Origin of the sequence: Cohnella sp. AR92, assembly GCF_003990975.1 — a bacterium.
In the GTDB taxonomy this organism is placed as follows: Bacteria; Bacillota; Bacilli; order Paenibacillales; family Paenibacillaceae; genus Cohnella.
On sequence record NZ_RZJR01000012.1, the window covers coordinates 40,695 to 63,935 of the forward strand.

Sequence of the window (23,241 nt, forward strand, 5' to 3'; positions counted from 1 at the left end):
ATAATCAAGCTTATTGTCTTAAATCGCACATCAGGAGCAAGGAATCATGCCAATCGCTTATCGCCTTCGGGCGCTGAACTTCTTCTACTTCTCGCTATTCTCCCTGTTCCTCTCGTTTCTGCCCGTGTATGCCAGCAAGATCGGCATCTCCGGCACGAAGATCGGCTTGATTCTCGGACTCGGCAGCGTCGTCTGCATCGTCTCGCAGCCGATGTGGGGCATCATCAGCGATAAGTTCCGCACGATCAAAAGGGTCCTGCTTCTGCTCTTCGTTCTCTCCGCGCTGGCGGGAACGCTGCTGTTCCGAAGCGACGAGCTATGGCTCTTCACCGCTCTGGTCGTGCTGATGAACATCGTCTTCATGCCGACGGACGCGTTGATGGAGACGCTCAACTACCAGACCTCGCAGAGGGAGGGAATCAGCTTCGGCTCCATCCGTACGTTCGGCTCGATGGGATACTCCGTGACCTCGCTCGTGGCGGGCTCTCTTCTGAAGTGGTGGGGACTGGACAGCCTGGCATGGATTTTCCTAGCGGTAGCGGTGATCGCCTTCCTGCTCGGCTTCGGGGTAAGGGACGTGCCGGCCTCCTCGAAGCCGACCGCCTTCAAGCATCTCAAGGCTTTCCTCCTGCAGAGGCGCACGCTGGCTTTCTTCGCTTTGATCCTGATCGTGGCCATCCCGAACAAGATGAACGACATGTATATCGGTCTCTACATGGAAGAGCTGGGCGGCAACGTCCAATGGACAGGCATGGCTTGGTTCACGATGACGCTCGTCGAGACGCTCATGTTCGCGCTTAGCTCAAGGTTCATCAAGCCGGGCAAGGAAGGGCGGATTCTCGCGATCGCGGCGGGGCTGTACTCGCTTCGGTTCCTCCTCAGCTCGCTGGCTCCGAGTCCGCTGCTGCTCGTTCTGATCCAAGTGCTGCAAGGCTTCACCTTCGTCTTTTTCTACGCGGGTTCGATGCAGTTCCTGTACTCGATCGTCCCTGAGCAATGGAAGTCGACCGGGCAAACGATGCTCACTCTTCTCTTCTTCGGAGTATCGGGAGTCGTCGGTTCGACGGCGGGGGGCTGGCTGTTCGACGAATTCGGCGGAGTCGTCCTCTACCGCTTCATGACCGGAATCGCTCTAGCGGGCTTCCTCTTCAGCTTGATGGTCGTTAGACGCCGAGGGGCGTAACGGCAGACGGGAGGAATTCCGGGCAAAATCATCGTTCACCGAAGGCCTTCGTTTAACGGAGGCTTTTTTGGCTGATGCCAAGCTCGCCGGTGTTCCCTGCAGCCTCCGTAACGGGAACGCGCATGGGCCGCTGCTCTTATCGTCTGCGAATCTCCTCCATCTGGAAGGCCACCCGAAAGCGCAAACTATCCGCAATGGAACGGAGAGGCCGGCCCGTCAGCTTCTCGCATTTCTCCAGCCTGTAAATGACGGTATTGCGGTGAAGGTAAAGCTGCTTGGCCGTGTCGGCAATGTGGCAGTGGTTCTCGTAGTAGACTCGCAGCGTTCGCTTTAGCTCGGTTTGCTCCGAGTCCTCGACGCGATTCAGCTCTCCGAACGTGTCTTGGATGAATTCGGAGATGTCGTCCGGAGGGAGCATGCGGAGAAGATCGCTCAGCTCTTTGACGTGATAGTACTGAACGAAACGCTGCTTCCGGCTCTGATAACCCGCTAGCAGCGCCTCTTGCGATTCTTGGTAAGACTCGGCAAGCTTCGTCAGGCGGTCGGCCGGATTGCCGATTCCGATGGAGAGGGAGATGCCGCCGCTCTGCCAGATTTGCTCCAGCATGCGCTGGAGGGCAAGCTCCAACGGTTCTTGCTTGCCGGAGCGGCCGCCGTCTTCCTCGCAAGGGAGCAGCATGACGAGCCCGTCTTGCTTCACGAACAGAATGAACGTCATTCCGCATGCTTTGGCCTCTTGCTTCACTCGCTCATACAGATGCTCCTTATCCGGTTGCTGCCTCCGCGTCGTCGGCATTTCTTTCTCTGCTAAATCCTGCTTGATAGTCGCGCACCGATATGTTTGATTGGCTAGCAGTCCGTAGCTTCGTCCCCGATTCGCGATGTCCGTATCCGACGCAAGGAGCCCTTCGACGACGTCGGACAAGAAATCGTACTTGTACCGCCGGGATCGTTCCTTCACCGCTTGGCGCTTCATGAGCTCGAAGCTAATGACATTAACGGCCTGTTCGATCGTCAAATGGGAGAAGGCGCTCATCGGATTGTCTTCCGAAAGGATGAGCAGATACGCTTGTGGCTGATCGGTGTAAATCGGATAAGAAGTAAGGCGGGAATAGGGGGCGAGAGCCGGATCGCCGACTTCGCCGGAAGACATTCTATCGGCATCGGGAGGCCTCGGAATCCGAGAATGGCCAAGAGCGAGCAAACGCTCGTACATCTTAGGGGATAACCGGTCCGATTGGGCGAGCGGATCGCCGTTGCGCTGAACGAGCAGGAGCGGCAGCTCGAGCAGATCGGACAAGGCTTGAATCATATGCTGCAGGCTGTTGCCTTCGAGAATGATATTCGAGAACTTCCGATGGCTGTCCAGCGCATGGCGCAATTCGTCCGTTCGGAATTCCAGGATGCGGCCGAGCAGCTGCTGCACGGCTTCGCTTAAGGAGAAATCGACCGGAAGCTCGAGCAGGGGGAACTGAAGCCGGTCGGCTGCCTGCTTCGCCTCCTCGGGAATGCGCTCCAGGTACCGCTTTGTCTTGATCCCCAAGCCGGAGCCTCCGCGCGCCGCCATCTCGGCGATCAGCTTGGTCAGAATGCCGGGCTCATCCTTGATCGCATAGGCGGTCGTCAACGTCAACTCGTTCGGCCTCAAGTAGTTCAGCACATCCGGCGAATCCATCATATTCACCGATTCGACGGTCCGGCTCAGCCCGGCTTCCCCCGCCGCGATGCGCACGTTCTTAAGCGTGGGCGTGTTTAGCAGATCCTCCAGTTTCATGAACGGCCTCCCCTCTATTCGCAGCTTTTCTACAATTCCTTAAACCGCGAATTCGATACCTAACCATTCATGTTAGGTATACGTTCGATAATGGCGCAAGCGTTGGTTGTCATAACCGAAAACAAAAAACATTTTAGTTTAATATAGCCAATGACGCTCTGGGAATCAATCCGTTATGATGAAAAAAATCAAATTTACGTCAACTATTCTTACATGATGGAGTGGGGTCGCATGAGCCGAATTTTACTAATTAACGGCACCGTACTCACGATGAATCAAGACCGAGAGGTGCTGCGGCCCGGTTATATCGTCATCGATGATGAGCGGATTACGGAGGTTGGGCCTTGGCAGGCAGCGGGGCGGGAGGAAGCGCTGCTGGCGAGCGCAAGCCGAGTGATCGACGCGAAGGGCAAAGCGGTCATCCCGGGACTTATTAACGGACATACCCATCTGTTCCAGACGTTCCTTAGAGGCGTGTCCGACGATTATCCGTTGTCGGATTGGCTGCGCGAGGTGATCTGGCCGGGCTCGATCGCGATGGAAGAGGAAGATTTCTACTTGGCTGCGCTGATCGGCTGCATCGAGAATCTAAAGTCCGGCGCCACCTACGTTATGGATCATCATTACATCCATACCAACGCGGGCAATACGGAAGGCGTGCTTCGGGCGATGATGGAGTCGGGAATCCGCGGTCATCTGGCGCGAGGCGGAGTCGACCTCAGCTACGAGCCTAAACTAAGAGAGACCGAGGATGAGATCTTCGATCGGACGGATGATCTGTTGGACCGATGGAGCGGCGAGGCAGGCGGTAGAATCGATATCGCGATGGGCCCTCTGAACCTGTACGGATGCTCGCGAGGCTTCCTTGAGAAGGCCGCCAAGTTCAGCCGCGATCGGAAGCTGATCACGCACATTCATGTGGCGGAGACGCGCGACCAGATCGACAATACGCTGAACCGCTTCGGCCTTCGGAATCTGGAACTGGTAGAGGCGGTCGGCATGCTCGGGCCGAGCACGCAGGTGGTCCACGGCATCTGGCTGGATGACGGGGAGCTGGAGCTGCTCGCGAAGCATCGAGCCTCGCTGATCCATTGTCCGGTGTCGAACATGTATCTCGCCTCCGGCGTGGCGAGAGTGCCGGAGATGAGGAGCCGGGGCATTAACGTGGCGCTGGGGACGGACGGACCCGGCAGCAATAACTGCCAGGATAACTTGGAGGTTCTGAAGTTCACCGCCTGCCTGCACAAGGTGCAGCAGCTGGATTCGTCGCTGCTTCCTCCGATGGAGGTGCTGGAGATGGGAACGCTGGGCGGCGCGAAAGCAATGGGCCGCGAAGCCGAGCTGGGCTCGATCGAAACGGGCAAGTTGGCGGATCTTGTCATCGTGGATATGGAGAAGGCGCATATCTCGCCCGTGCATCGCTACTCGTCGGCGCTCGTGTACAACGCCAACGGGAATGACGTTCACACCGTGCTCGTGCACGGAACGGTCGTCGTGGAGAACGGCCGCTGCACGCTCGTGGACGAGGACGAAGTGATCAGGCGGGCGCAGGCAAGAGTAGATCGGCTGCGGGGGAGACTGGCGAGCCAATATCCGGTCTATGCCATCAGGGATTAGATAAGGGGGAGATGGGATGCAAGGCAAACCTGGAAAAGTCGCCCTTATGGTTGCGTGGTCGGTCGAGGCCGGATTCTACGTCGCCGCGATCGCGATATCGCTGCTGGCAGGCGCTTTAGTGATGGCGGCGGCGGGCGTCACGCCATGGGAAGCCTACGAGCTTATGTGGCAGGGCGCCGCCGGCGGCGCGAACAGCTTGAAGGAGACGCTGGTGAAGGCGACGCCGCTGCTCTTCGCCGGGCTGAGCTACAGCTTCGCTTACCGCTGCGGACTGTTCAACATCGGCGCCGAAGGCCAGATTTACGTTGGAGCCTTGACCGGAACGATGGCTGCGCTGCTGCTGCCGCCGATGCCGTTCTGGGTACACCTGCCGCTTGCCCTCTTGTGCAGCTTCTTGGGAGGCGCATTGTGGGCCGGCATCGCCGGGGCGCTGAAGATCGGGCGCGGAGCAAGCGAGATCATCAATACGATCATGCTCAACTATATCGCGATTTTCTTGATCAGCTACATGGTGACCGGCCCGCTGATGGATGCGGCTGGCAGCCTACCGCAGACGGCCAAGCTTCCGGCCAGCGCCATCCTACCTCAGTTAGGGGGCTCTAGATTGCATGTCGGCTTCTTCGTGGCGATTGGGACGGCGATCGTTCTATATTGGCTTCTTGAGCGGACGACCTGGGGATTCCAGCTTCGATCCGCAGGGTTAAACCGGAGAGCGGCCGAGGGCATGGGAATGCCGGTTAAGCGCAACCTGCTGCTGGCGATGATGGTGAGCGGAGCGCTTGCCGGACTTGGCGGCTACGTGGAGATTGCCGGCGTTCAGCATCGCCTGATGCAGAATTTCTCGCCCGGCTTCGGCTATGACGGCATTGCCGTTGCGCTTCTGGGCAACACGCATCCGCTTGGCAACATCGTCTCCGCGCTGCTCTTCGGAGGAATGCGCGCCGGAGCCAATTCGATGCAGCGGGTAACCGGGGCGTCGACCTCCCTTGTCTACGTCATCCAGGCCATCATGATTATCGTAATGCTCGTCAATAAGTACTGGCTGGGCGGCTTCAAGAAAAGAATTCGCGAGGCACTGATCAGAAGAGTGGAGCGTTCGGACAGCTCGTCCGGCTCCACCCAACTAAACTGGAACGAATAGAAAGGAGGAGCGGCGATGGATGTAGCGACGTGGTCCAGCTATCTGGCATCCGCGCTTCGACTGGCGGCGCCTCTGCTGTTGGCGGGCCTTGGCGTGCTCTTCATGTCGAGAAGCGGCATTCTGAACATCGGCATGGAGGGAATGATGCTCATCGGAGCGTTGGCGGGCGTAGTCGGAGCCTCTTACAGCGGCAATGCATGGGGAGGGCTTGCGACGGCATGTCTGGCAGGGGCCTGCCTAGGCGCTCTGTTCGGCTTCCTCGTCATTACGACAGGGGCGGATCAAGTCATTATCGGAACGGCCGTGAACTTGCTCGGCCTTGGACTTACGACGGTATTCGGCCGCAGCTTGCTTGGCATGGGCACGGAGACGGTTAAAGTAGACTCGTTTCCGATAATCCGGATTCCGCTGCTCGCGGATATCCCCCTCATAGGACCTGCGCTCTTCGAGCAGAACGCGCTGACCTATATGGCGCTGCTGCTCGTTCCGGCCGCCGGCATGCTGCTGTACAAGGCCAATTGGGGGCTTGCCGTACGGGCGGTAGGAGAGAACCCGCTTGCGACGGATACGCTCGGCGTGAAGGTGCACCGCGTCCGGTACGCATGCTGCCTCCTCGGCGGGGTTCTCGCCGGGGCGGCGGGAAGCGCGCTGTCCCTGGGAATCTTGAACCAATTCACGGAGAACATGGTGGCCGGACGAGGCTTTATCGCCCTCTCGGCGGTTATCTTCGGACGCTGGACGCCATCCGGAACGATGTTTGCCTCGCTGTTATTCGGCGGCGCGGAAGCGATGCAGCTGAGATTCCATTGGGTCCACGTTCCCTATCAATTCATGCTGATGCTCCCGTACGTGCTGACGATGGCTGCGCTAGCCTGGTTCTCCGGGCGAACGAAGCAGCCTGCGGCGACCGGTATCCCTTATAAGAGCGCGGCGAATCGGAATGGGTAGCGATGAAAGGAGAGGCGGACGATGACGCATACGAAGATTCGCGAGGATACGACTAGCGCTAACGCGCCGATTCTGGAGACGAGAAATCTGGTGAAGCGCTTCGGCTCCTTCATGGCGAACGATCATCTGAACCTGACGATCCGTACGGGCGAGATCCACGCCATTCTGGGAGAGAACGGAGCCGGCAAGAGCACTCTCATGAACATGCTGGCAGGCTTGCTGGAGCCGGATGAAGGGGAGATCTCGTATCGAGGCAAGCCGGTCCGTTTCCGCTCGCCGCGGCATGCGATGGAAGCGGGCATCGGAATGGTCCATCAGCACTTCATGCTTATTCCGGCGCTGACCGTAGCGGAGAACGTGATGATCGGGCTAAAGAATGGACGAGGTCCATGGTTCCGCCACGCTAAAGCCTGTGCCGATATCCGGCGGCTATCCGAGAGCTTCGGATTGGACGTGGATCCGTCCGCCAAGGTCGGCGAGCTGTCCGTCGGGCAGCAGCAGCGCGTCGAGATCGTGAAGACGCTATACCGAGGAGCTGATTTTATCATTCTGGATGAGCCGACCGCCGTGCTTACCCCGCCGGAGACCGAGGAGCTGTTCCGCGTGCTGCGGGCTCTGCGCGAGCAGGGGAAGACGATCGTGTTCATCAGCCACAAGCTGAACGAGGTGGAGTCGCTCTGCGACCGCGTATCCGTTCTGCGGTCGGGGAAGCTTGTCGCCAGCGCTCCGATGAAGAGCACCGATGCCGCAGAGCTGGCGCGCCTAATGGTCGGAAGGGATATTGTTCCTCCCGCGCCGCGGCCGGTTCCTGCGAAGAGCGAGCCCGTACTGGAGGTTAGAGAGCTCTCGCTCCGGCGGAATAACGCCGCTCTGCTGCAGCGCGTATGCCTTGCCGTCGGCGAAGGGGAGATCGTCGGGATCGCGGGAGTGGACGGCAATGGGCAGCGCGAGCTGTGCGAAGCCATCATGGGGCTGAGCGCCGACAGCGCGATGGAAGGAGAGATCCGGATCCGCGGCTCCGTGGTGCCTCGTCCGAAGCCTAAGACCATGACGGAGCTTGGCGTCGGCTATATTCCGGAAGACCGCCAGCAGGATGGGCTCGTTCTTCCGATGAGCATCGGCGAGAACCTCATCCTGAAGCAATTCCGCAGCAAGCGGTTCAATCGGCTGTTTACGCTCAAGCGAAGCCGGATCCGCGAGGCGGCCGAAGCGGCCGTTCGGGAGTTCAAGATCAAGACGCCGACTGCCGATCATCCGGCAGGCAAGCTGTCCGGGGGCAATCAACAGAAGGTCATCCTGGCCCGGGAGCTGATGCAGAGGCCGAAGGTGCTGATCGCGATGCAACCGACGAGGGGCATGGATGTCGGCGCCGCGGAGTATGTCCATCGCAGGCTCTTGGAGGAGAGGGAGCGGGGCTGCGGCATTCTTCTCGTCTCCACGGAGCTGGAGGAAGTGTTCGCCTTATCCGACCGCATCGCGGTTATCTATAAGGGCCGAATCGCGGAGACCGTCGATCGAGCGGAGGCGAATGTGGACACCATCGGGCTGCGGATGGCAGGACTGTAGAGCGGGCAATAACGTCACGCCTAATACAAATTCGGATCATGGAGGTATGGGGAGATGGAGAAAAAGGTTAAACGGTTGTCTTGGCTGTTGATGGTGGTCGTGTTGATGGCGGCGGTAACGGCATGCGGCGGGGGTTCCTCGAACACGGCTTCCGGCGATGCGGAGGTCTCGGGTTCGGCGGGTGGAAGCAAGAGCTTCAAGGTCGCCCTGCTTACGCCGGGGCCGGTGAACGACAACGGCTGGAATGCGAATGCCTATAACGGCTTGCTGAAAATCAAAGACGAGCTTAAGGCGACGGTTCAATACTCCGAGAAGGTGGCGGCGTCCGATATGAACGAGTTCATCCGCGGCTACGCGGACGACGGCTTCAATGTCATCATCGGCCACGGCTTCGAGTTCGGCGATGTCATGCTCGAAGTGGCGAAGGAGTACCCGGATACGTGGTTCCTGGTCACCAGCTCCACCGTCAGCCAAAGTCCGAATGTCGCTTCGATCAGCATTAACAACAAAGAACAGGGGTATCTCATGGGAACCGTCGCGGCCCTCATGTCCTCTTCGGGAACGGTTGCCTCCATCGGAGGCTCGGACATTCCGCCGATTACCAATTCGGTCAAAGGATTTAAGCAAGGCGCGGAAGCGGCGGTTCCGGGAATCAAAGTGCTGTCGTCTATGCTGGGGACGAACGACGACATTACGAAAGCGAAGGAGACGGCCATCTCCTTCATCGAGCAAGGGGCGGACGTGGTCATGACGAACGCGAACGCCGCAGGCTCCGGCGGCATCGAAGCAGCCAAGCAGAGCGGAGTGCTCGCCATCGGCTCGAACCAGGATCAGAATCCGAGCGCGCCCGATACCGTCGTGACGAGCGTGATTCAGGATTATCCGCAGGCCATTGCGGTGACGGTGAAGCGGATCATGGACGGGGAGCTGAAGCCGGAGGCGCAGCTGCTTGGAGTGAAGGACGGGGCGGTGTACTTAAGTCCTTACCATAGCTTCGACAGCAAGATTCCGCAAGAGAAGAAAGAGAAGATCGAAGCGGCCGTCCAAGCGCTCAAGGACGGAACGATTGTCGTCAACAACGAATAGAGAAGAGAGGATGATCGGAATGAATGGCACGATTGGAATGAATGAGCAGGCGATTCTTAGAGATAACGTGCTGGAGCATGAATGGCATCCCGTCTGCAAGTCCGCCGACGTAACGAGCAAGCCGGTGTCGGCAACCGTACTCGGCGAGCGGGTCGCTATCTACCGCAACAGCCGCGGCGTGCATGCGCTGCGCGACCTGTGCGTCCATCGGGGAGCCATGCTGTCCAAAGGCTGGATAGACAACGAGAAGCTCGTCTGCCCCTATCATGGCTGGCAGTACGACGATTCCGGCCGCTGCGTCTGCATTCCGGCGCAAGGCAAGGATGACCAGATCCCTCCAAGGGCGAAGGCGGTAAAGTATCATTGCCGAGAGAAGTACGGCATCGTCTGGGTATGCATCGGAGAACCGAAGGCCGAGCTGCCGGACTTCGAGGAGTTCGACAATCCGGACTACCGTCCTCTCGTGTGCGGCCCCTACCATGTAGAGGCGGCCGGGACTCGCGTGATCGAGAACTTCACGGATTTCGCCCATCTCATGTATGTCCACGGAGGGCTCCTTGGCCATCCGGACTATTCCGAGCTGCCGGACTTTCAGGTGTTCAAGGAAGAGAACCGCGTCTACACCGGGGACGTGCCCATCTTCCAGCCGGTCGCCCATTCCGGCTCCGAGCATAAGGAAGGCACTACTTACGTGTACGTGAAGGAAGTGTTCCGGCCGCTGGCGGCCCGCTTGTCGAAGCGGGATGCGGCGACCGGACAAACGCTGTGGATCATGCTGACCGTGCTGCCGGTATCGGAGAAGGAATGTATCGTCTACATGCCGGTGTCGCGGAATTACGCATTCGACGTGCCGGATTCGCAATTCATGCAGTTCCAGGACACCGTATTCGAGCAGGATAAGTGGATTATCGAGACGCAGAAGCCGGAGCTGCTGCCGCTCGACCTGCAGGCAGAGCTGAACCATCGGGCGGATCGATTGTCGGTCGCCTATCGGCGCTGGATTACGCAGATGGGGATGCGCGTCGGCATGATCTAAATCGAACAATTCCAGCTTTAAAAGCAAAACAAGCATGATCATCACGAAAGCCCGGGCGACGGAATGTCGCCCGGGCTTTGGCTTCAGCTCGTCGTGCTGAACGAGAACTGCTGGTTCGTCGCGCCGCTGTCGGCGTTCTGGATGGCGTCCGCGCCGTTCACGGTCGAGGCTCCCGTGATGTCCAGAACCTTGCGGCTCTTGACGTTCATGATCTTGTAATAGCCGGAGCCTACGGAGATAAGACGGAACTGCTGGTTCAAGCCGCCGTTGTCCGCGTACTGAATGTCGTTCGCTCCGTCCGCCGTCGAACCTCCGCTGATGTCCATGATCTTGCCGCTGTTGCGATTCTTGATCTTGTAATAGCCGCCGCCCATGTCGACGAACTGCCAATGCTGGCTGGTCCAGCCGCCGTCCGTCCACTGCTCGATCTGCGCGCCGTCCGTCGTCGCCCCGCTCGTCACGCCGAGCAGCAGGCCGCTGTTGCGGTTTATGATTTTGTAATAGGAGGACGTGTTCACCGGCGGGCTTGCCGTTCCGGAGATCGTCCCCGCAGCGGTATCGACCGTCAGCGAATCGGCCCAGCTCATCGAGAGAGACGTGCTGGACGGGAACGTCAGAGGGAGCCAAACGTACTCCGAATCGTTGACCTTGCCGCCCCAGGCGCCCGCCCATCGATCTCCCATATACAGATAGGAAGTCGCGGAGGAGCCGTCGACCGGAAGAATATAGGCGGCCTGCGAATTATAGGCGTTGCCGTTGCCGAAGTTCGTCAGGCTGCTCCACGTTCCGCCGATGCTGGTCGCGGTCGCGTACTTCTGCTGGTTCGGGGACCAGCCCGTAGCGCCGGACGTGACCAGGAAGTAGGTGCTGCCGCGTTTGAACATGGCTGGGGCTTCCCTGTAGGAGCCGGTCCACAGCGTCTGGACAAGCGAATCGACTCCCTTGAAGTCGGAGGTCAGCTTGTAGATGTTCAGGTCCGCGTTGACGTTGGTCGCCGAGATCAGGTAAGCGGTGCCTCCGTCGTTGTACACCGTCATATCCCGGGAATCGTAGCCGAGCGGCCGGAAGCTGCCTTGGTACGTATAGGTGCCGTCCACGGTGCTGGAATAGGCGACGGCGGTGCGCGCCTGCCCGTAGTCGACTCCGTTCTCCCAATGCATCCACATGACGTATTGGCCCGTCGAACTGTTGTAGATGACCTTGGGCCGTTCGATATTGGAGACGTTCAATTCCGCCGCGGAGCTGCTCGTGAGCACGTCGCCGCGGTAGGTCCAGTTCTTCAGGTCCGTGGACCGGTAGCAGGAGACCGCTTTGAAGGTGCCGTCGTTATTGCGATTTTCTCCGAACCAGTAGTAGTAGCTTCCGACTTTGATCACGCCGCCGCCATGCGCCTGGATGACGTTGCCGGAAGTGTCGGTAAATTGAAAGCCGTTATTCGTAATCGTGACCGAAGCGGCCGTTGCGAAGCCCCCGAAACCTACGAAAGTCGCGAAAACGAGAATCAGGGAGATCAGCAGCTTAGACAAGCGATCCATTCCAATTCCTCCTCTCGTATGGGGAAGCTGACCAATCCGACTTGTTACCGCTTACATTTTGATGTTCTGCGATTTCCCTCCCTTCCGTGACGGATGGATGGCAGGATGCTCGGGGCGGCATCTCCTGTTGCGGGAACTCGTTCCCCTTGGTTCCAATATAGCCAATCGGACGCTGAGAAAATAGTGAACAATAACGCGATTCGGCATCCGGAGTTCGCTCGGGTTATGAACAATTGCGTTCTCTATGAACATATTTATCCATAAAATGGTATACCGAAGGCCGACGGCGCGATAAAATGAGAGGAAAAAAGGAGGGGATGCCGTATGGCAACGGAAAACTCGGCCCGCGTTCTGACGGAGATGACCTGGCCGGAGGTTCAAGAGGCTCTGCTCACGGCGAAGCTGGCGATCATTCCGCTTGGCGCCCATGAGCAGCACGGTCCTCATATGGTCGAGAGCTGCGACGCGGTGCTGGCCGAGCGGATGGGCCGGCGTCTGACGGAGAGGCTGCACCCGCTGGCTCTGATGACTCCTACCATAAACATGGGGGTATCGTCTCATCATCTTCATTTTCCGGGGACGCTGTCGTTGGAGCCCTCTACGCTGATTGCGATTCTGCGCGACATGATCCGCTCGCTCAAGCCGCACGGCATTCGCCGGTTCCTCGTGCTGAACTCGCATGGGGGCAACCAAGCGACGCTTGGCGTGGCGGCGGAGACGCTCGGGCGCGAGCTCGAAGTCGACTTTCTCTATGCCAAGACGACGGCGTCCGCGAAGGACGTCATGGACCGGGAGATCGCATCGAAGCTCTATGGGCACAGCTGCGAGCGGGAAGTGTCCGAGGCGCTCTATCTCGCTCCCGAGCTTGTCCGGCGGGAGAAGCTGGAGAAGGGCGACATTCAGGAGGGACGCTGGAGAGGACTTCGCCCGGGCCAACCGATTCAAGGCTTCTACTACTACGAGGAGATGACGGCGAACGGCTGCATCGGGGATGCGACGAGGGGAAGCTACGAGCTTGGACGCGAATTGGTAGAGACATCGCTGGAACGCCTGACGAATGCGGTGCTAGACCTGTTGAGAGAAGAGACGGCTAGCGACAGCGAACGCCAAAAATAGCGATTGACAGGCGGAGAGGGTCCGACTAATAATGGAAGTGTTTAGAATTTTGGTATACCAAATACCATATGCCAAATGAATAGGGAGGGCAAAGGCATGGCATCGACGGCAACGCAATCGAGGTTATTGAACAAAGAGGAGTTCCGTCACGCATTGGAGCAGGCCATCGAAGGCAACGCGGTGGCGAAGGCGCCGTTCACGACGATGTGGGCGAACGGCGAGCTGACGAAGGAGCACTTCGCCCGTTGGGTGGAACAGCACTACGCTTATGTAGGACCGTTCGCCGATTACCTCGCTTACATCTATGCCAATTGCCCTCATGAGGATGCGAAAGACTTCTTGCTGCAGAACATGTGGGAAGAAGAGCTTGGAGGCGATCGGCATACCGATCTGCTTATCCGGTTCGGCGAAGCGTGCGGCACGACGCGGGAGCGGATCGAGGCGATGGACGATCTCCTCCCGGAGACGATCGGCCTGCAATCGTGGTGCTACCGGATGGCTTTCCGGGAGAACTTCCTGTACGCGACGGCCGCGCTGGTCGTCGGGCTGGAGTCTCAGGTACCGGCCATCTACCGGCGGCAGACCCCGGCTCTTCGCAACCTGTACGGCTTCACCGACGAAGAGGTCGAGTTCTTCGATCTGCATATCGTCTCCGACGAGATTCACGGCGAACGCGGCTACCAGATCGTGCTGGAGTATGCGAGGACGCCGGAAGAGCAGCAGCGATGCATCCGCATCGTGGAGGAAGCGACCAAGATGCGGCGGATGTATCTGGCGGGCATCTCGCGCGAGTTCGTGGAGAGCCGATAAAGGCGGCGCGGGGAGGAAGCGGAACGAAGAGATTGGGGGAGAGCGGGCATGTCGAGGGGCATGGATGAAGGAGATCGTGCCTACCGGAACCTGATCGGAGGCGAGTGGGTAGAAGCAGCCGAGGGAGGCACGTTCGACAGCCGGAACCCGGCGGATACGAGCGACGCGGTCGGCAGGTTCGCGGCCTCCACGGAGGCGGACGCGGTCGCGGCGATCGAAGCGGCGCAGCGGGCGTTCCTCTCCTGGCGGGAGTCTCCTCCGACAAGCCGGGCCGAGATTCTGTATCGGGCGGCCGGCCTGCTGGAGGAGAGCCTGGACGCACTTTCCGTGGAGCTGACACGGGAAGAGGGCAAGGTGCTGGCAAGCGCCCGCCAGGAAGTGAGGCGTACCGCGCAGACGCTGCGGTATTACGCCTCGGAGGGGCTCAACATCGCCGGCGAGACGCTCCCCTCCGACGATGCGACGACGCGGGTGTACACGCGGAAGGAGCCGCTGGGCGTCGTGTCGGTGATCACGCCTTGGAACTTCCCGCTGTCGATTCCGGCGCGGAAGATCGCTCCTGCGCTCGCCGCCGGCAACGCGGTCGTCTTCAAGCCGGCGTCGGAGACGCCGCTGATGGGCGTGCGGCTGGCGGAAGCGCTCCACCGCGCCGGGCTGCCGGCCGGCGCGCTCAATCTCGTGACCGGATCGGCGTCCCGGGTAGGCGAGCCTCTGCTTCGCCACCCGGCGGTCCAGGCGGTCACGTTCACCGGCTCGACAGCCGTCGGCGAGCACATTCATCGCGCGGCGCGGCTGTCGACCCGGGTTCAGCTCGAGCTTGGCGGCAAGAACCCGTTGCTCGTGCTGGAGGACGCCGACCTCGAGCTGGCGGCGGACCTCGCCGTTAAGGGCGGCCTGGAATTGACGGGCCAGGCCTGCACGGGCACGAGCCGCATCATCGTCGTCGATGCGGTGCACGATGCCTTCGCCGCGAAGCTGCTCGGCAAGGTGAGGCGGCTTCGCGTCGGCAACGGTCTCGCCGAGGGAACCGAGATCGGCCCGCTCGCGAACGAGAGCCAGTTGAGGAGCGTGCTCTCCTACGTCGCGATCGGCAAGGACGAGGGAGCGGAGCTCCTCTTCGGCGGCGGCCGGCTGACTGGCGAGCCGTACGATGCCGGCTACTTCGTGCAGCCGGCGGTCTTCGCGCAGGTGCGGCCGGGGATGCGGATTGCGCGGGAAGAGATTTTCGGCCCGGTGCTGGCGATCCTCCGGGCCAAGGATTTCCGCGATGCGCTCGAGATGGCCAACGCTTCGGAATACGGGCTGTCCGCTTCGATCTGCACCTCCGATCCCGAACGGATGGAAGCTTTCGCGCGCTATGCCGAAGCGGGGGTCGTCAAGATCAACCGCCCGACGACCGGCAACGCGTACAACGCGCCGTTCGGCGGCATGAAGCTGTCCAGCACGGCGACCTACCGGGAAGCGGGCCGGGAAGCGATGGCGTTCTACACGCGCTCGAAGACGGTCTATCACGGGTTTCGGGGGATAAAAGATGGAGGCATGGCGTTCTAGCAAGTGAGCAGAAGCGGAATTTAAAGGGGGCCGAACGGATGAGGTCGGTGCTGCGGCTGGAGCTGGAGGAAGCAAGAGTCATGCTAGAAGCGGCGAAGCGGGCTTCGCTGGAGCTGGGCGTTGCGGAGACGATCTGCGTCGTCGACGACGGGGGCTTCGTCATTGCGCTGGAGCGAATGGACGGAGCTCGGATTACGGGGCCGGAGCTGGCGATGGCGAAGGCGTTCACCGCGAGCGGGCACAAGCGCTCCACCCACCTGTTCAATCAGCCGGGAGGGCCGGCGACGGTGACAGGGGAGGCATTCGGCATCCACGCCATGATGCCGGGCAAGTTCGCCATCTTCGTCGGCGGCTTCCCGGTCGTCGTGAACGGCGAGGTGATCGGAGGAATCGGAATAAGCGGCGGCAACGGAGAGCAGGACATCGAGGCGGGGCTCGCCGCCCTGCAGGCGCTGCAAGCCCATCTCGGCCCCGGCTACGACGTGCTGGTGAAGGCCGATATCAAGAAGTGAACCCTGTCGGAATGCCCCGATCAACTTATTGAAACGATGCCAATCCATCGTTTACACTAGGCTTAACATTGATCGGAGGTATACCGGATGCCAGAGACAACGATTCCTTGGAGAAGCGAAGAGCTGAGCCCGATAAGGGATAAAGTTTACGATTACTTGAAGCAGGCGATTCTCCAAGGCGTGTACCAATCGGGAGACCGGATCGTCGAGCGCGATCTCGCGGATCAGCTTCAAGTGAGCCGGACGCCGATTCGCGAAGCGCTGTTCCGCCTGGAGTCGCATGGCTTCGTCAAGACGCTTCCGCGCAAAGGAGTCGTCGTGTCGAAGCTCTCCGCGGAGGAGATCGTCGAGATCTTCACGATTCTCTCGTCCATGGAAGGGCTGGTCATGAAGCTCGCCGCGCAGAGAGCGGACGCTTCGCAGAGGAACGAATTATCCGAGCTGATCAAGACGATCGACGAAGCGTTGAAGCAGCCCGGGGATCTGGAGGAGCCGAAGACCGGTTTCCACTTCGAAGTGAACGAGATCGTCTGCCGGGCGTCGGCAAGTCCCCGTCTGGTTCAGATGCTGGACGGTTTGTCCGAGTACATTCGATCGTTCGTCTTGCTCGGCTACGATCTGCCGGGAAGAAGACGGCAAGCGGCGGAGGAGCATCGGGCGATCGCCGCGGCCGTCCGGGACGGAGAAGCGGATAAAGCGGAGAAGCTTACGCAAGAGCATCTGGAGAATTCCAAAATCGCGTACTTGGAGGCGGCATCAGCTCCGCCAGCCGCGAAAGGATAACGGCGCAATACGATAATCCAAGGCAACAGCTTCCGCGGTGCCTGTCGTTCGGACGGAGGGGGGCGATGCGATGCCGAAGGTGACGCTTCACGGGAACGGTCAATGGCGGGAGCAGGAGGTTGCGGAAGGAAGCAATCTGGTCGTGCTCGCCGCGACTCGCCGGTTTGCGAACCTGAAATACGGCTGCGGCATGGGCAAGTGCACGAAGTGTACGGTACGGGTTCTCGCCGGAGCGGACGGCCTGCCCGAGCCGAACTGGAAGGAACGCAAGCTGCTTGGAGACCGGTTGGAGCTAGGGTACCGCCTTGCTTGCCAGCTGGTCATTACCCGCGATATCGAGCTGCTGCAGGAATAAGGATCCTATTCGATTAGCACGGAGGAGAAGGCCATGAGCGAATACGTTCTGCTGTCCACGACGGACCGCTACCGCACCGTGACGGACAATCCTCATCTCGAGAGAATCGCCGACTACGAATACTATTTTTACGGCAAGAAAAGAACGACCTTCACCATCTGCCGCATCACGAGCTCGGACACCCGCATCGTCATCCAAGGGCTCGCCGAGGTGTTCCCGGATAACAGCATTCCGATCAAGGTGTTCCCGAAGTTCGAGTGGGCGGAGGAGATCGAGAAGGAGATCTACGAGCTGGACGCGGGAGAAGACAGCCGTATCGTCAAGGTGGAGGCCTAATAATCGGCAGCATGGAAAAGGAAAAGACTGCAGGGTCCGACGGGAACGCGCTCCGGATTCCTTGCAGTCTTTTTAGCGTTACGACGGTATTTGATCGCTTATTGCACGGCTTCTCTCAGCTTCTCGGCCCGCAGGAGCGGGAGGCTGTCCTTGCGCCGGAAGACGCTGAGCAGCAGGCCGATAGAGGCCATCTCGAAGAACGTATGAACGATGCCGTTGTAGCTCGCAAGCGGCATGGCAACGCCGACGAACGGAAGCAAGCCGAACGACATCAGCATGCTCCAAGCGAACTTGACGGCAATGACGGAGCTTAAGCCGGTGACGAGCAAGCGGGCGTAAGGATCCTTTGTCTGTCTGACGATACGGATGGAGCGATAGACGAATGCGGCGACTAGAAGCGCCAAAACGATCCCGAATGCCCAACCTAGACAGCTAATGAGATAAGCAAAAATATTCTCTCCGTAAGCGAAAGGCAGCCGATCCAATCGAGCGTTGAAGCCATGCCCCCAGAAGCCTGCTGAACGGATACTTTCAACGGAGTAGGCCGCTCCGCCATACTCGTTGTGCCCGCCTCCGAAAGTGAGGATGTAATGTTGAAATCTATCGTAGAAAATAGAATGGCGAATGCTGATAAAACCGAACGCCGCCATTGCCAGAACCATGAAAGCAAAGGTCGAAAAATAAACGATTAGTCGTCTCCAACCGCGCTTTCCGGTCAGCAAGAGTACGGACGCTCCGGCGAAATGAACGGCAAGCGCCGCAAGGGAAGGAGCCGTCGCATAAAAGAAAGCCGGGAGCAAGTAGAATAATCCTAGCTCCTTCGCGTACGCGCGCAGCTTCTCGTTTATACCCGAAAAAGATTGTTTCTCCTTAGCGAGATAACCGGCATAGGTTTCTTTAGCGCGAATCCGTCCGCACACTTCATCCAAGAAGCGTTGTATTTCCGGATGTTGTCCGATGGTGAGGTTGGTCATCCTCATGGGGTTCCCCCCTCGCCGACGATCCGGTTGACGGCACTGCTGAAGAGACTCCACTCCTGCTTCTTTTCCGCCAATTCCGAACGTCCTTTCTCCGTAATCCGATAATATTTACGAGGCCGGACGCCTTGTTCATCCCAATAAGCTTCGACCATATGGGCGGATTCCAATGCATGCAGAATGGGGTATAAGGTGCCTTCCTTCAGGACAAAAAGCCCGCCGGACTTCAGCTCCAGCTCCTTCGTCAATTCGTAGCCGTACATCTCCTTGCGGTCCAGCAGCGTCAGGATCAGGATCACGGTGCTTCCTTTCATGAGTTCTTTGCCGATTTTCATTCGGTCCTCCGAAAGCTTAGGATTTTGATTAAGGTTTTGCTTTATTGTATACCTAGATTCAAGATACATCGTATATCTATGTATAAGATAATCCACATTCGGGTCGGTGTCAAATTAAGGTAAATATGAAAAAAACCAACTCGCGCAGAGTTGGCATTAACCAAGGATTTATTTGATGGACTGCGGCGGTCAACGAGAGAGCGGCTGAGCGGACTCGCGTCCGTTCGCGAGCCGGGTGGAGGAGGCCGGTTGGGGAAGGGATTCGGCGTCGGTCCCCCATACGAGCGTCACATCTCCGTTGACGAACGTCTGGCAGGCCAATCGGTAGCCCTCTTCGATTTGTTCCCGGCCAATCCGGTCGACTTCTTTTCTCATCACTTTGCTAAGGTTCTCCCGACCCTCGACGACCTTTACACGGCAGGTGCCGCATAAGCCGCCCCCGCACTTGAACGGCACTTCTCCTCCGTGGCGAATGGAGGTTCGCAGCAAGTTCGCTTCGGTTCCAACCTCGATGGACTTCCCGGAAGTCAGATAAGTGATCGTAGGCATCCGGTCTCCCTCCCCTAACGGTATAAGCACAGTATAACATGCCTCTTTGGTTTATGGTATACCAAATACAAATAGGCGGGGAGTGCGGCGATTAACAGAGAGGCCGGAATGAACCGCTATCCCTTTCGTTCAGAATTGGGGGGGGCAGGGGAGCGTCTGAGCGGAGGGGATACTGGTTCATAAAAAAGAAAGGGGAATATGAAATGGGCTGGTTTATGACAGGAAGGGATAATAAAACGAAGAAGTTCGGTAAAATGGAACGGGGGCCTGGAGATAATGGATCGGAGACGTCCGAGCGAGGAGGGAGTCCTGGCGTTCTATGACGCGAACGGCAGCAAGTAGAAGCGGATGGGGACCGCGTGGGGAAAAAACGGTTGCCCCGACAAAAAATCAGCGCCATCGCTCCTGCCCTTCCGGCGGCATTGCGATCGGCGCTGTTCGGCTTTGCGGTTCGGCTGAACCTGGGTAAGGGGTTTGCGCTGCCATTGATTGCGGAGCATTTCCGGGTTAAGGACGCCCACTCGTTCTTGCTTCTGACGCTGCTTCTGCGTCTTGCTTCTGCTCATCTCATATTCCTCCTAAAATTAACTTCAAACCAAGTATAAGGCATGGACAGCGGGAACCGCTAGGGAGTTTAGCGGTGAAATAGGCTAGGCTAGGGGATTTTGCAAGAAAAGTGGAGATGGAAAAGGGGCAGCGATAAAAATAGGCCGCGGGAGACTGGTTTCTTTACGTTGGCACATGTCTTCCAATCGCGTTATGATGGAGATGCAAGAAAAGAAGAGAAAGCAAGGTGTAACCGAACATGCCCCATTTGTTGATACGAGGAATCGGCCCGGAGCGGGTGAGGGCCGTCAGCCGCGAACTCGTGGCAGAGCTGGCCGCGATCTGCGAGTGTCCGAACGACTACATAATGCTTGAATGCTTGATGACGACGGCTGTCTTCGATGGCGGAATCGTTCCGTCTTACCCTTTCGTCGAAGTGTCGTGGTTCGATCGAGGCTTAGAGGCCCAGGACCGCTTCGCGGAAGCGATTGACCGGCACCTCCGCGTCCAAGGCGATCTTCCGGAGCTTGAGGTCGCTTTTCGTTCTTATGAGCGGAGAAATTATTACGCGAACGGCAAGAGCTTCGGCGAGCCGGAGCCGGAATTGGAATCAAGGCCGAATTCAGGCCTGGCGTCGGCGGCAGCTGCGACGGATCAGGCAGGGACAAGCTCGGCCCCCGACCGCGAAGAGGAGATGGCGAAGCTCCGCGCGGCCAACCAGAAGCTCGCGGACGAGCTGGGCAAGGCGAGGAAGACGCTTCGTTCCTCCGCGTTGGAGAGCATGTCGACGAAGCTCAGGGATGCGCTGAGAGAGTAGCGGGAGACAGCGGATTGTAGGACCGGACTATGGCAAAAGGATGAAGGGGAGCGACTTAAAGTGAGCATAGCGAACATACAAGAAACGGTGCTGCAAATACGCCCGCTCGACGAGGAAGCGAAGCAATCCGCCTCCCGGCGCTTGGACCGGTTGACGAAGCCGCCGGGGAGCCTGGGCAAGCTGGAGGAGCTGGCGATTCAGATCGCGGGAATAACGGGAGACGCGGAGTGGAAGCCGCCGGCCAAGGCGATTGTCGTCATGGCAGGCGATCATGGCGTATGCGAAGAAGGAGTGAGCGCCTTCCCGCAGGAAGTGACCGGACAGATGGTCCATAATTTCCTTGGCGGCGGGGCGGCGATCAATGTCCTCGCCCGCCAGACGGGCGCGGAAGTCGTCTGCGTCGACATCGGCGTCAAAGGGGAGCTTGCGCACGAACGGCTGGTCTCGCGCAAGGTGCGGCACGGAACCGCCAACATGGCGAAGGAAGCGGCGATGACGCGGGAGGAAGCGGAGCTCGCGATCGGGCACGGAATTCAGCTGGCGAACGATCTGGCGGAGCAAGGAATCGGACTTCTTGCGACGGGAGAGATGGGAATCGGCAATACGACGCCGAGCGCGGCGGTGCTGTCCGTGCTGGCCGACGTCGACGTGGAGGAAGTCGTCGGGCGGGGCACGGGCATCGACGATGCCGGGCTGCTGCGCAAGCAGGCGACGATTCGCAAGGCGATCGCGCTCCATGCGCCGGATTCCGGCGACGCCGTTGACGTATTGGCCAAGGTAGGCGGGCTTGAGCTTGCGGGCTTGGCGGGGCTCATTCTGGGCGCGGCGGCGAGACGGATTCCGGTCGTGATCGACGGTTTTATCTCCACGGTCGCCGCGCTGGCCGCATGCCGCATCGCTCCGGAAGCGAAGGGCTACCTGATTCCTTCCCATCTCTCGGAGGAGAGGGGGCATCGGTATGCGCTGAAGGAACTGGGACTTGAGCCGATGCTGAACCTCCGGATGAGGCTGGGGGAAGGCAGCGGGGCGGTTCTTGCGTTCCCGCTGATCGAGGCGGCGAGCCGAATCGTGCACGAGATGGCGACATTCGACAGCGCGGGCGTTTCCCGCGGCTAAGCTCCAAGACAGAGAGGCGAAGTGCGGATGGTTGTTTTGGTAACGGGCGGAGCCAGGAGCGGCAAAAGCTCCTTCGCCGAGAAATACGCCGCGAAGAAGGGAACGTACGGGGTCTATCTTGCGACGGCACAGGCTTTGGACGACGGGATGCGGCGGCGGATCGAGAAGCATCGGAGCCGACGGGAGGATGCGGGCTTCTTATGGGAGACGATGGAAGAGCCTGTCGAATTGGCGGGCAGGCTGGAGAGCATGGCCGCGAATCCGGCTCCGATCCTGTTGATCGACTGCCTGACCTTGTGGTTGACGAACGTCTTGCTGGAGGGGGACTGCGAAGACGGCGAGAAGGCGGAGGAGCGGGCGCTGGCACGAGTCGGCGAGCTGGAGCGGGCTTTGCTGGCCTATCCCGGCAAAGTCATTCTGGTGACGAACGAGGTCGGCGACGGCATCGTGCCGGAATATCCGTTGGGCAGGCTTTACCGCGATCTGGCTGGAGTGCTCAATCAACGCATTGCGGCGATCAGCGACGAAGTGTTCTTGGTGACGGCAGGCATTCCGGTCGAGCTAAAGAAGCTTGCTTACCGATGGACGGAATAGGCGCCGGCGCCGAACGACGGAGAGGATGACATGAACGAACGATGGCAGGTTCCGTAATCATACGCAATCTCAAAGCATTCGGAGCGGCAATGCAGTTTCTGACCAGGCTGCCCGTCCCTCGCTGGCTGGCGCCGGTGTCCCACGAAGAAGCGGATTTTCGGCGCAGCACGGCGTACTACCCGGCGGCCGGCTTCGCGATAGGATTCATCTTGGCAGGGTTAGGCTGGCTGCTCGACTGGGCGCTGCCTCCCTGGCCCGCGGCCGTCCTGCTTACTGTCGCGTGGGTCGGTCTGTCCGGCGGGCTGCACCTGGACGGCTTGATGGACACGGCCGACGGGCTGCTCAGCCACCGTACCCGAGAGCGGATGCTCGAGATCATGAAAGACAGCCGCGTAGGCGCGATGGGCGTCGCCGCCGGATCGTTGAGCCTGCTGCTGCGCGCGGCCCTGCTGGCTTCCCTCCTGGAAGCGCCAAGCGAGCTGACCGCGCTCGGCCTTCTGGCCATTCCGATCTGGAGCCGATCGTTCATGGCGACAGCCATCGCGGGCTGGCCTTACGCCCGCGCGGAAGGCGCAGGCCTTGGCGGCTTGTTCCGCACCGTCAAGGCGAAGCAAGCCCTTGCGGCCGCGCTTCTCTCGGCCGCGCTGACGAGCGCCGCGCTCGCCGCCTTCGGCGTCTGGGGCGTGGCGGGCTCGGCGCTCGCGCTGCTTGCGGCGGCCGCCATCGCTTATGCGATCGGCGCGGCGCTTGCCGCCGCCGTATCGCGCAAGCTCGGCGGCCTGACCGGCGACATCTACGGCGCGCTCAACGAGACGATCGAGCTTGCGCTGCTTATCGCAGCGGTCGCCTATGCGTCCCATGCCGGATAAAAACGCCTCTCGCCCAAATAAAAAATATTTTTTCCTATCAAACCTCAACAATTTGTTACGAAATGTCTCTATGAAACCAATTGGAAATA

24 protein-coding genes are annotated in these 23,241 nt (G+C 59.5%); 18 read left to right on the forward strand and 6 right to left on the reverse strand.

Annotated elements, in window-relative coordinates; translation table 11 throughout:
- The first annotated feature begins 46 nt into the window (after positions 1-46).
- Complete coding sequence (locus ELR57_RS20025; RefSeq protein ID WP_126960878.1) at positions 47-1,183, forward strand: MFS transporter; 1,137 nt, start codon at positions 47-49, stop codon at positions 1,181-1,183.
- Positions 1,184-1,319: 136 nt separating this feature from the next.
- Here the strand turns inward: ELR57_RS20025 and ELR57_RS20030 are convergent, their stop codons facing one another.
- Positions 1,320-2,957, reverse strand: a complete 1,638-nt coding sequence (locus tag ELR57_RS20030; protein WP_126960879.1) for a PucR family transcriptional regulator — start codon at positions 2,955-2,957, stop codon at positions 1,320-1,322.
- Between the two features lie 231 nt (positions 2,958-3,188).
- On the opposite strand from ELR57_RS20030, the gene ELR57_RS20035 reads away from it, so the two are divergent.
- Genes ELR57_RS20035 through ELR57_RS20060 form a run of 6 tightly spaced genes read left to right on the forward strand, consistent with a single transcriptional unit; the run spans position 3,189 to position 10,351 of the window.
- A complete protein-coding gene (locus ELR57_RS20035; RefSeq protein WP_238162621.1) occupies positions 3,189-4,574 on the forward strand; it encodes an amidohydrolase family protein in 1,386 nt (461 codons plus the stop codon).
- A gap of 16 nt (positions 4,575-4,590) precedes the next feature.
- Positions 4,591-5,715 carry an ABC transporter permease gene (locus tag ELR57_RS20040; protein WP_126960880.1) on the forward strand — a complete coding sequence of 375 codons (1,125 nt, stop codon included), beginning with the start codon at positions 4,591-4,593 and terminating at the stop codon, positions 5,713-5,715.
- Positions 5,716-5,730: 15 nt separating this feature from the next.
- Complete coding sequence (locus ELR57_RS20045) at positions 5,731-6,663, forward strand: ABC transporter permease (RefSeq protein WP_126960881.1); 933 nt, start codon at positions 5,731-5,733, stop codon at positions 6,661-6,663.
- Between the two features lie 21 nt (positions 6,664-6,684).
- The gene (locus tag ELR57_RS20050) at positions 6,685-8,229 is read left to right on the forward strand and encodes an ABC transporter ATP-binding protein (protein ID WP_126960882.1); all 1,545 of its coding nucleotides are present in this window, start codon (positions 6,685-6,687) and stop codon (positions 8,227-8,229) included.
- 54 nt (positions 8,230-8,283) lie between these two features.
- On the forward strand, positions 8,284-9,315 hold the full coding sequence (locus ELR57_RS20055) for a BMP family protein (RefSeq protein ID WP_126960883.1): 1,032 nt from the start codon (positions 8,284-8,286) through the stop codon (positions 9,313-9,315).
- Between the two features lie 19 nt (positions 9,316-9,334).
- Complete coding sequence (locus ELR57_RS20060) at positions 9,335-10,351, forward strand: aromatic ring-hydroxylating dioxygenase subunit alpha (RefSeq protein ID WP_238162622.1); 1,017 nt, start codon at positions 9,335-9,337, stop codon at positions 10,349-10,351.
- 83 nt (positions 10,352-10,434) lie between these two features.
- Here the strand turns inward: ELR57_RS20060 and ELR57_RS20065 are convergent, their stop codons facing one another.
- Complete coding sequence (locus ELR57_RS20065) at positions 10,435-11,886, reverse strand: RICIN domain-containing protein (RefSeq protein WP_126960884.1); 1,452 nt, start codon at positions 11,884-11,886, stop codon at positions 10,435-10,437.
- A gap of 324 nt (positions 11,887-12,210) precedes the next feature.
- Here ELR57_RS20065 and ELR57_RS20070 point away from each other — a divergent pair, with 324 nt between their 5' ends.
- The 7 genes from ELR57_RS20070 to ELR57_RS20100 all read left to right on the forward strand — a co-directional run bounded on the left by ELR57_RS20070 (position 12,211) and on the right by ELR57_RS20100 (position 17,349).
- Positions 12,211-13,002 (forward strand): creatininase family protein, encoded by a 792-nt coding sequence (locus ELR57_RS20070; protein WP_126960885.1) that lies wholly within the window; start codon positions 12,211-12,213, stop codon positions 13,000-13,002.
- 96 nt (positions 13,003-13,098) lie between these two features.
- Positions 13,099-13,812 carry an iron-containing redox enzyme family protein gene (locus ELR57_RS20075; protein ID WP_126960886.1) on the forward strand — a complete coding sequence of 238 codons (714 nt, stop codon included), beginning with the start codon at positions 13,099-13,101 and terminating at the stop codon, positions 13,810-13,812.
- Positions 13,813-13,860: 48 nt separating this feature from the next.
- Positions 13,861-15,363 (forward strand): aldehyde dehydrogenase family protein, encoded by a 1,503-nt coding sequence (locus tag ELR57_RS20080; protein ID WP_238162623.1) that lies wholly within the window; start codon positions 13,861-13,863, stop codon positions 15,361-15,363.
- A 38-nt stretch (positions 15,364-15,401) separates the two neighbouring features.
- Complete coding sequence (locus tag ELR57_RS20085) at positions 15,402-15,875, forward strand: GlcG/HbpS family heme-binding protein (RefSeq protein ID WP_126960887.1); 474 nt, start codon at positions 15,402-15,404, stop codon at positions 15,873-15,875.
- A gap of 87 nt (positions 15,876-15,962) precedes the next feature.
- A complete protein-coding gene (locus ELR57_RS20090) occupies positions 15,963-16,658 on the forward strand; it encodes a GntR family transcriptional regulator (RefSeq protein WP_126960888.1) in 696 nt (231 codons plus the stop codon).
- 70 nt (positions 16,659-16,728) lie between these two features.
- Positions 16,729-17,013, forward strand: a complete 285-nt coding sequence (locus ELR57_RS20095) for a 2Fe-2S iron-sulfur cluster-binding protein (protein ID WP_126960889.1) — start codon at positions 16,729-16,731, stop codon at positions 17,011-17,013.
- A gap of 33 nt (positions 17,014-17,046) precedes the next feature.
- The gene (locus tag ELR57_RS20100) at positions 17,047-17,349 is read left to right on the forward strand and encodes a hypothetical protein (protein ID WP_126960890.1); all 303 of its coding nucleotides are present in this window, start codon (positions 17,047-17,049) and stop codon (positions 17,347-17,349) included.
- A gap of 98 nt (positions 17,350-17,447) precedes the next feature.
- Here ELR57_RS20100 and ELR57_RS20105 read toward each other — a convergent pair whose 3' ends face one another.
- The 4 genes from ELR57_RS20105 to ELR57_RS20120 form a co-directional block, all read right to left on the reverse strand.
- Positions 17,448-18,329, reverse strand: coding sequence for an FtsW/RodA/SpoVE family cell cycle protein (locus tag ELR57_RS20105; protein ID WP_126960891.1), 882 nt, complete (start codon positions 18,327-18,329; stop codon positions 17,448-17,450).
- Complete coding sequence (locus ELR57_RS20110) at positions 18,326-18,661, reverse strand: PadR family transcriptional regulator (protein ID WP_126960892.1); 336 nt, start codon at positions 18,659-18,661, stop codon at positions 18,326-18,328. The genes ELR57_RS20105 and ELR57_RS20110 overlap by 4 nt, the downstream gene beginning before the upstream one ends.
- Before the next feature lie 189 nt (positions 18,662-18,850).
- Entirely contained in the window at positions 18,851-19,210 is a 360-nt protein-coding gene (locus ELR57_RS20115) for a 2Fe-2S iron-sulfur cluster-binding protein (RefSeq protein WP_126960893.1), read from the reverse strand.
- A 317-nt stretch (positions 19,211-19,527) separates the two neighbouring features.
- Positions 19,528-19,776 (reverse strand): hypothetical protein, encoded by a 249-nt coding sequence (locus tag ELR57_RS20120; RefSeq protein ID WP_126960894.1) that lies wholly within the window; start codon positions 19,774-19,776, stop codon positions 19,528-19,530.
- A 239-nt stretch (positions 19,777-20,015) separates the two neighbouring features.
- On the opposite strand from ELR57_RS20120, the gene ELR57_RS20125 reads away from it, so the two are divergent.
- Genes ELR57_RS20125 through cobS form a run of 4 tightly spaced genes read left to right on the forward strand, consistent with a single transcriptional unit; the run spans position 20,016 to position 23,152 of the window.
- Positions 20,016-20,573 carry a DUF1904 family protein gene (locus tag ELR57_RS20125; protein ID WP_126960895.1) on the forward strand — a complete coding sequence of 186 codons (558 nt, stop codon included), beginning with the start codon at positions 20,016-20,018 and terminating at the stop codon, positions 20,571-20,573.
- A gap of 60 nt (positions 20,574-20,633) precedes the next feature.
- Positions 20,634-21,689 (forward strand): nicotinate-nucleotide--dimethylbenzimidazole phosphoribosyltransferase, encoded by a 1,056-nt coding sequence (cobT, locus tag ELR57_RS20130; protein ID WP_192896602.1) that lies wholly within the window; start codon positions 20,634-20,636, stop codon positions 21,687-21,689.
- Positions 21,690-21,716: 27 nt separating this feature from the next.
- A complete protein-coding gene (gene cobU, locus ELR57_RS20135; RefSeq protein ID WP_126960896.1) occupies positions 21,717-22,283 on the forward strand; it encodes a bifunctional adenosylcobinamide kinase/adenosylcobinamide-phosphate guanylyltransferase in 567 nt (188 codons plus the stop codon).
- A 41-nt stretch (positions 22,284-22,324) separates the two neighbouring features.
- Positions 22,325-23,152 (forward strand): adenosylcobinamide-GDP ribazoletransferase, encoded by an 828-nt coding sequence (cobS, locus tag ELR57_RS20140; RefSeq protein ID WP_126960897.1) that lies wholly within the window; start codon positions 22,325-22,327, stop codon positions 23,150-23,152.
- The last annotated feature ends 89 nt before the right edge of the window (positions 23,153-23,241 follow it).

What these genes read in the sequence shown, in the direction of transcription:
- ELR57_RS20025 (WP_126960878.1), top strand. Translation starts at nt 47, where the DNA reads ATGCCAATCGCTTATCGCCTTCGGGCGCTGAACTTCTTCTACTTCTCG.
- ELR57_RS20030 (WP_126960879.1), bottom strand. Translation starts at nt 2,957, where the DNA reads ATGAAACTGGAGGATCTGCTAAACACGCCCACGCTTAAGAACGTGCGC.
- ELR57_RS20035 (WP_238162621.1), top strand. Translation starts at nt 3,189, where the DNA reads ATGAGCCGAATTTTACTAATTAACGGCACCGTACTCACGATGAATCAA.
- ELR57_RS20040 (WP_126960880.1), top strand. Translation starts at nt 4,591, where the DNA reads ATGCAAGGCAAACCTGGAAAAGTCGCCCTTATGGTTGCGTGGTCGGTC.
- ELR57_RS20045 (WP_126960881.1), top strand. Translation starts at nt 5,731, where the DNA reads ATGGATGTAGCGACGTGGTCCAGCTATCTGGCATCCGCGCTTCGACTG.
- ELR57_RS20050 (WP_126960882.1), top strand. Translation starts at nt 6,685, where the DNA reads ATGACGCATACGAAGATTCGCGAGGATACGACTAGCGCTAACGCGCCG.
- ELR57_RS20055 (WP_126960883.1), top strand. Translation starts at nt 8,284, where the DNA reads ATGGAGAAAAAGGTTAAACGGTTGTCTTGGCTGTTGATGGTGGTCGTG.
- ELR57_RS20060 (WP_238162622.1), top strand. Translation starts at nt 9,335, where the DNA reads ATGAATGGCACGATTGGAATGAATGAGCAGGCGATTCTTAGAGATAAC.
- ELR57_RS20065 (WP_126960884.1), bottom strand. Translation starts at nt 11,886, where the DNA reads ATGGATCGCTTGTCTAAGCTGCTGATCTCCCTGATTCTCGTTTTCGCG.
- ELR57_RS20070 (WP_126960885.1), top strand. Translation starts at nt 12,211, where the DNA reads ATGGCAACGGAAAACTCGGCCCGCGTTCTGACGGAGATGACCTGGCCG.
- ELR57_RS20075 (WP_126960886.1), top strand. Translation starts at nt 13,099, where the DNA reads ATGGCATCGACGGCAACGCAATCGAGGTTATTGAACAAAGAGGAGTTC.
- ELR57_RS20080 (WP_238162623.1), top strand. Translation starts at nt 13,861, where the DNA reads ATGTCGAGGGGCATGGATGAAGGAGATCGTGCCTACCGGAACCTGATC.
- ELR57_RS20085 (WP_126960887.1), top strand. Translation starts at nt 15,402, where the DNA reads ATGAGGTCGGTGCTGCGGCTGGAGCTGGAGGAAGCAAGAGTCATGCTA.
- ELR57_RS20090 (WP_126960888.1), top strand. Translation starts at nt 15,963, where the DNA reads ATGCCAGAGACAACGATTCCTTGGAGAAGCGAAGAGCTGAGCCCGATA.
- ELR57_RS20095 (WP_126960889.1), top strand. Translation starts at nt 16,729, where the DNA reads ATGCCGAAGGTGACGCTTCACGGGAACGGTCAATGGCGGGAGCAGGAG.
- ELR57_RS20100 (WP_126960890.1), top strand. Translation starts at nt 17,047, where the DNA reads ATGAGCGAATACGTTCTGCTGTCCACGACGGACCGCTACCGCACCGTG.
- ELR57_RS20105 (WP_126960891.1), bottom strand. Translation starts at nt 18,329, where the DNA reads ATGAGGATGACCAACCTCACCATCGGACAACATCCGGAAATACAACGC.
- ELR57_RS20110 (WP_126960892.1), bottom strand. Translation starts at nt 18,661, where the DNA reads ATGAAAATCGGCAAAGAACTCATGAAAGGAAGCACCGTGATCCTGATC.
- ELR57_RS20115 (WP_126960893.1), bottom strand. Translation starts at nt 19,210, where the DNA reads ATGCCTACGATCACTTATCTGACTTCCGGGAAGTCCATCGAGGTTGGA.
- ELR57_RS20120 (WP_126960894.1), bottom strand. Translation starts at nt 19,776, where the DNA reads ATGAGCAGAAGCAAGACGCAGAAGCAGCGTCAGAAGCAAGAACGAGTG.
- ELR57_RS20125 (WP_126960895.1), top strand. Translation starts at nt 20,016, where the DNA reads ATGCCCCATTTGTTGATACGAGGAATCGGCCCGGAGCGGGTGAGGGCC.
- cobU (WP_126960896.1), top strand. Translation starts at nt 21,717, where the DNA reads ATGGTTGTTTTGGTAACGGGCGGAGCCAGGAGCGGCAAAAGCTCCTTC.
- cobS (WP_126960897.1), top strand. Translation starts at nt 22,325, where the DNA reads ATGGCAGGTTCCGTAATCATACGCAATCTCAAAGCATTCGGAGCGGCA.